Origin of the sequence: Helicobacter monodelphidis (assembly GCF_003288845.1) — a bacterium.
Lineage (GTDB): Bacteria > Campylobacterota > Campylobacteria > Campylobacterales > Helicobacteraceae > NHYN01.
Genome location: NZ_NHYN01000057.1, coordinates 1 through 1,672 on the forward strand (window position 1 = coordinate 1; position 1,672 = coordinate 1,672).

Below are 1,672 nucleotides of genomic sequence, written 5' to 3' on the forward strand. Positions count from 1 at the left end.
TATGCTATAATTTTTTTACTTAATATTTTTTTAAATATTACTCAATCTTTCAAAATTATTTTATTTTATTTGTTTTTATGCTTCAATATGTTACAATTTGTATTAGAACATTTTAAAAGGCTTCTTTTCAAAATGCACTTTTGAAGAGGGAATATTAAGCTTGTATTCCCCTGGTCCTGCTTTAGGGACGACGACTAATGCAAAACCTCCCTTTTTATGACGATCCCATATGCTAAAGAATTGAGATTTAGAACTTATATAGCTTCCATGACTTGGGTCAAGCACTTCAAGATAATTCCCTTTTTGGTTGATGATGACGACAAAATGCGGAAATCTTGGATCATCTTCAATCTTAACAAGTAATGGAACTTGAATGAGTAACTCTAGGTTGTCTTGATGAATTTTATAGGATTGTCCCTCGTAACCTAAAGTTTGGATTGCACTTTTTAAATCAGCAAAACTTACCATATCCGTATAAAGCTCTTTTTGGCTCATCACTTTTAGCAAATCAAGTTCAGTATATTGTTTTTTATCAATTAAATTTAGGAGTGTTGCAAGAGAGGAAGCACCACAAGATTGTTCGTAATTTTGACGAACCACTTTTTGATTCTTTAGCTCCTGATACGATTTTACGATAAATTCTGCATTTAAGGATAAAGGTAACAATAATAAGCATAAAACTTTTAAAACTTTTTCCATAAGCTAACCCCAAAAATTGCGTCAGGGGCAGCTGAGCTCCCCCCAAAATTTGCATTAATCGCAAAAGCGGTATCTGCATTTAGACTATAAGTTGAGCCTGTGCTTAAGGTGGGAATAGAACGAATTTCAGAATTTTTTCTGCCATTGATTTTTTGTTCACTCTGGAATCGTTGCTCAATGCCCATATCAAGAGTAATCTTAGGGCTTAAAACTAAAGAAAGGTCGCCACCTATGTAAACACTATGCCCATAGTCAATTTTTAGGGTATTGAATTTTCTAGGCTGATTGTAACCAAATCCTGCGTAAAGGCTATATACAACAGGATCGCTATAGCCCCTTAAACTCCCCTGCACATTTTGAGATTTAAAATAAAAATTCTTAGATCCTCCAAATGAGTGTTCTCGTTGGATTACTGCGGTTTGAATTGTGATTTGTGGTATAAGATCAGCAATGCTTTCTCCAGTATAGCTAAGACCAATCCAAGAAGAATCAAAGCCAAATTGATTTTGTGTCGCAAATTCGCTTGTATCAAATGTTGTGTACTCCTGCCTTGCATAACTTCCACCTGCAGATACAATAATGTCTAACTTAGGAAATAAAGTATAAACAAAAGTTTGTTGCAAAAATGCTTGCTTAGTATCATTCCAAATAGCAGTATTACCATTGACGCCAATGTTGGGATAGAGATAGTAGGAATGCTCATTACCTGTGCTTAATAAAGAAAAGCTTGTGATACTTCTTAAGCCAATTTGCTTTTTAAAGAGTGTATCAATATTTAGCTCATCAGAACTAAAAGCAAAAAGCGTAAATAGTAAAAAAGTGAAAAGAATTTTTTTCAATTGTGAATCCCTTTAAGGAGTGAATGTTCTAACACAGATTGTAACATACTGAAGCATAAAAACAAATAAAATAAAATAATTTTGAAAGATTGAGTAATATTTAAAAAAATATTAAGTAAAAAAATTATAGCATA

Annotated in this window: 2 protein-coding genes; both read right to left on the reverse strand. The window is 32.7% G+C overall.

All coding sequences use genetic code 11. The features are described 5' to 3' along the window. Positions 1-102 precede the first annotated feature (102 nt). Positions 103-699, reverse strand: a complete 597-nt coding sequence (locus tag CCZ01_RS09810; RefSeq protein WP_112053024.1) for a C39 family peptidase — start codon at positions 697-699, stop codon at positions 103-105. Further along, a complete protein-coding gene (locus CCZ01_RS09815; protein ID WP_112053025.1) occupies positions 684-1,538 on the reverse strand; it encodes a hypothetical protein in 855 nt (284 codons plus the stop codon). Before CCZ01_RS09815 ends, CCZ01_RS09810 begins: the two co-directional genes overlap by 16 nt. Between the last annotated feature and the right edge of the window lie 134 nt (positions 1,539-1,672).